The organism is Pseudactinotalea sp. (genome assembly GCF_048594945.1).
Taxonomy (GTDB): Bacteria; Actinomycetota; Actinomycetes; order Actinomycetales; family Beutenbergiaceae; genus Pseudactinotalea.
In genome coordinates, this window is record NZ_JBMDXJ010000349.1 from 1 (window position 1) to 3,847 (window position 3,847).

The following is a 3,847-nucleotide window of genomic DNA, read 5'->3' on the forward strand; positions in this document are numbered from 1 at the left end:
CGCCGCCGCTGGCCTCACCTGGTCCATGGACGTGAAGGGTGAGCATGTGCGGTGCATGGTCGTCATCACCTGCGAAGCCCGCGACGCGTCCGGTGAAGTCCACGACCGGATGCCCGCATTCCTCACCCCCGACGCGATGGACTCCTGGCTGGAACCGGTGAAGCTCGACAAGTCCGGCCGGGACGAGATGCTCACCATCCTCGACGGAGCCAGCGCCGACGTCGCCACGTGCATCCGCGAGCACGTCGTCGACCGCAAGGTGAACAACTCCCGCACCGTCGACACGACCGACCCATCCGTGATCGAGCCATCAACCAAGTAGGCTCCTCCGCATGACCACCACTCCCGCGCGAAGTAACTCCCGCCGTGGCCTCGCGATCGCCTCCATCATCGTGGGCGCCGTAGCCACACTGATGATCATCGCGTTCTGGATCATTGGCGGTGCCACCGGGGGGCAAGGCCTTTCGGACGCCAGCATCGCCGCGGTCGTGTTCTACTACGCGTCGTTGCCTGTCGGAGTTGTCGCTGTGCTGCTCGGTATCGCTGCGGTCATAGTCGCGCGCCTCAGGGTGTACGGAGTCCTCGGCGTCGTCCTCGGCCTGGTGCCGATCGTCGCCGTTGTAGCAACGTTCAGTCAGGGTGGCTGATCGCTTACCAATCGCATCACCTGCGAACCACGGAGCTTGTACTCGCATGCGGCTCAGGGTGGAACTTTGGCAGCATAGAGTGAGAGCCCCCTCCCAGCCGAAGTTAGAAGGGGGCTCTCTCAGTGCTCAGTCGCGAAGGTCTTCCTTCGCTTCGTTGCGTGCCTTGACCGAATCACGTTCTGCCTCGGCCTTCTTGACGTCGGCTTCGGCTTTCACCTCGTCGGCCTTGTCCTTCACTCGGTCGACGGTGTCTTCCACAGAACGGCCAGCCTGCTTCGCGGCCTCACCGATCGTCTCCTTCGCATCATCAAGAAATCCCATGTGCGCCCCCTTCATCTGATGTGGATGACCCAGGATACGCCACCTGCCAATGATGACAGAGAGGGGATGAGCAGACACGGTGTGCGGCATGACCGCCGGCACACTCGTATTCCAGTGATCATCCCGACACTAGTGGTCGGTCTCGAACGCGAGAGTGTTTCCATCGGGATCTTCCACCCAAGCGATGCGACCACCACCAGCACGGGGACCGATCCCACGAACGTCTTGACCGAAACCCTCGTAGCGGACAAGTTCAGCGCCGGCCGCCGTCAACTCTGCGACGATCGCATCGAGGTCGTCCACGTACCAGGTGGCAACCGTCGAGTGCGTCGATCCCGCGGTAGGGGTCTCGAACACGTTGAGCATGGTCCCCTCCCCGCATGCGTAAAAACGGGCACCCCCTTCGATACCGGCACTCGGGCCGATGCTCGCGGGTACGAGTCGCAGCACGTCCTCGTAGAAAGAGGCAGACCGCTTGATGTCCGTCACACCGATCGATGCCCTCACCGGGTAGTCGCCTAGCGTCATGAAGCCATCCTGCTCTCAAGGTTGGGTTTCGTCCAGGCATCGGTCACGATGCGGTCCGGCGGTGTGCGCACCGTCGAGGGTCGGTATGAGCGTCGGGGCCGCAGCCGCGAGATCGAAGCCGATGACATGGACGCGCTGACCGGGAAAGTACCTGTCGGGTGGCGGATGCTGTCCGTCCGAACCGTCTAGCGTCAGCTGACCCGCTCGTAGTCCTTGCCCGGTTCTACATCGAGCACGTGCGCGACTCGACCTTCCAGGGCCAGTGTTTCGCTTCACTCCGCGCGAGCGACCGCACGAAGAGCCGGGCGCGAAGCTTCGTCCAGCGATCGCGTTCGGCAACCCGTCCCGCGAACCACGAGAGAAGAGCGGAGACCTCGAAGCCTTTCTCGCATCTGCTGGCGCGTACTCTTTCGGTGACCCGGTGAGCGTCAAAGAGGTGATCCGGCAATTCGCGCACGCGTACGGAGGAGTGCACCTCGGGACGCCAGAGACGGAGTTCGAACGGCTGGTGCAACGAGTCGGCTCCGTGATGTCTCTCGACACTGTGGGCTGGTCAGTCGTCCTTGCTGGTATCGCAACAGTCACGCTAGAAGCTATCCGGCCCATTGTGGTCAAGCTGGAGGCGAACCCCTACCCGTCGCCTGAGTCCCTCGGCACGTCCAAACTGCGGCCGAGATCGAAGAGTTCCGCGCCCGTCGACGTGTGCTCGATGAGAACGACGAATTGCCCCGCACTCGACCGTGAGGTCAGATACGGTGTTCGGCATGACCGGTGGCACTCTCGTTTTCCAAGTACTCGTCCCGACGCTGACCCTCGCGACTCTCATATGGATTCTCATCGAAGTCCGAGGCATACGCCGCGATCCCCGTCGACAGCCGTAGAACGACGAAGACGCCCCCGCCTGCACCGGAGTGCAAAGCGGGGGGTCGTGCGTGAGAAGAGACTCGCTGCTCAGGGTCTCCCGTTCCACCAGCCAACGATCCAGCGCATCGAAGACGGGGAGCGTCCGGTTCGCCTAGATGAGGCGTTCGTGATCGCTCAGACGATGGGAGTCAGCGTCGAAATGATGAGATGTCGCCCGACGACGAGGAAGTGAATGCGACCATGGCGAAGTCGCGCCTCGACAGCTACGCGAGCGGCATCTATACTGCGATCTCCGAAGCATCGGACCACGATGATCTGGTCGAATTCATGGAAGCGCTCGAGACCGCGATGGACGCCACTGGAGGCATCCATTCGCCCTCAACCCGATGGCTCGCGGTCTGGGCGTTTCATGCTGTCGAGGTCGCCCGCGCCGCCTCAAGGCTTGAGGCGGTATCGGCTCGCTTTCATCGAGACTGGGAACCTGATTGGGACGAGGTGCCCGACCCGATGACAGGTTGGCCTTTCGCGAATCTGGTCGGCCTTGTGGATGATCCGCGATGGGATGAGCTGCCGCGCGACCTGCAGCCGAAGACGCTCGCGAATCTCTGGGTCTCTGAGGTCGACGACATGTTCATCCTGAAGTCTGCCCATTCGCCCCAGATAAGGAGGGGCCGGCCGATGGCGAGCATCAAGCAGCGCCCTGACGGGGTCTGGCGTGCTCGCTACCGCGACGCCGCAGGCAAGGAACACGCCCGCCATTTCAACCTCAAGCGTGACGCGCAGCGGTGGCTCGATGAGGTCGCGACATCGATCGTCACCGGCCAGTACGTCGACCCGAAAGCAAGCCGCCTCACGTTCCGCGAGTACGCCGACACTTGGCTCGTTGCTCAAGTGCACCGCGACGCCACGGCGAAGCTCTACAAGGACTACCTCGAGCGCCACGCCTACCCTGTCCTCGGCGACCTCCCCCTCGGCCGTACTCTGACAACAACAGTGCAAGGCTGGGTCAAGGGCCTCACGGCAGGCATCGACGGGAAACGCGATGCGCTCGCCCCCGCGACGGTCGGCGTCGTCTACACCATCGTCGCATCGGTGTTCAGGGCCGCTGTGCGCTACCGTACGCTCGCCTCCACGCCCTGCGACGGTATCGCACTCCCCGAGGTGTCCAAGGCCCGCGTGCAGCCGCTCACGACCGCCCAGGTGGATGCCGTGATCGAGCGTCTGCCCGCTGACATGCGCGCGCTCGTCATCGTCGCGGCAGGCACCGGCATGCGGCAAGGTGAGGTACTCGGGCTCCCCCGTGACCGACTGCGGATGCTCGGCAAGAGTCCCGAGGTCACCGTCGACCGGCAACTCGTGACTAAGACGGGCGGCACCACAGCGTTCGCACCACCGAAGACCAGGGCGTCCAACAGGACGATCCCACTCCCCCGCGTGGTCATCACCGCACTGAACCTCCACATCGCGAAACACAAGGTCGGCGACCG

General features: G+C 63.5%; 5 protein-coding genes. 3 read left to right on the plus strand and 2 right to left on the minus strand.

Translation table 11 applies throughout. From position 1 onward, the window contains the following. Together ACOJSN_RS15740 and ACOJSN_RS15745 are read left to right on the plus strand one after the other, a co-directional pair. Positions 1-322 (plus strand): SOS response-associated peptidase family protein (locus ACOJSN_RS15740; RefSeq protein ID WP_420113438.1); only part of this gene is annotated, 322 nt, incomplete at its 5' end. Positions 323-332: 10 nt separating this feature from the next. Continuing rightward, positions 333-647 (plus strand): hypothetical protein, encoded by a 315-nt coding sequence (locus tag ACOJSN_RS15745; RefSeq protein WP_420113439.1) that lies wholly within the window; start codon positions 333-335, stop codon positions 645-647. A gap of 126 nt (positions 648-773) precedes the next feature. Here the strand turns inward: ACOJSN_RS15745 and ACOJSN_RS15750 are convergent, their stop codons facing one another. Continuing rightward, positions 774-968, minus strand: a complete 195-nt coding sequence (locus tag ACOJSN_RS15750; RefSeq protein ID WP_420113440.1) for a hypothetical protein — start codon at positions 966-968, stop codon at positions 774-776. A 129-nt stretch (positions 969-1,097) separates the two neighbouring features. Continuing rightward, positions 1,098-1,496: a VOC family protein gene (locus tag ACOJSN_RS15755; RefSeq protein ID WP_420113441.1), complete on the minus strand. Its 399-nt coding sequence runs from the start codon at positions 1,494-1,496 to the stop codon at positions 1,098-1,100. Between the two features lie 1,071 nt (positions 1,497-2,567). Between ACOJSN_RS15755 and ACOJSN_RS15760 the strand changes: the two genes are divergently transcribed. After that, on the plus strand, positions 2,568-3,847 hold a 1,280-nt coding region (locus ACOJSN_RS15760; protein ID WP_420113442.1), incomplete at its 3' end, for a site-specific integrase.

Excerpts from the sequence above, each read along its gene's own strand:
- ACOJSN_RS15745 (WP_420113439.1), top strand. The coding sequence starts at position 333 with ATGACCACCACTCCCGCGCGAAGTAACTCCCGCCGTGGCCTCGCGATC.
- ACOJSN_RS15755 (WP_420113441.1), bottom strand. The coding sequence starts at position 1,496 with ATGACGCTAGGCGACTACCCGGTGAGGGCATCGATCGGTGTGACGGAC.
- ACOJSN_RS15750 (WP_420113440.1), bottom strand. The coding sequence starts at position 968 with ATGGGATTTCTTGATGATGCGAAGGAGACGATCGGTGAGGCCGCGAAG.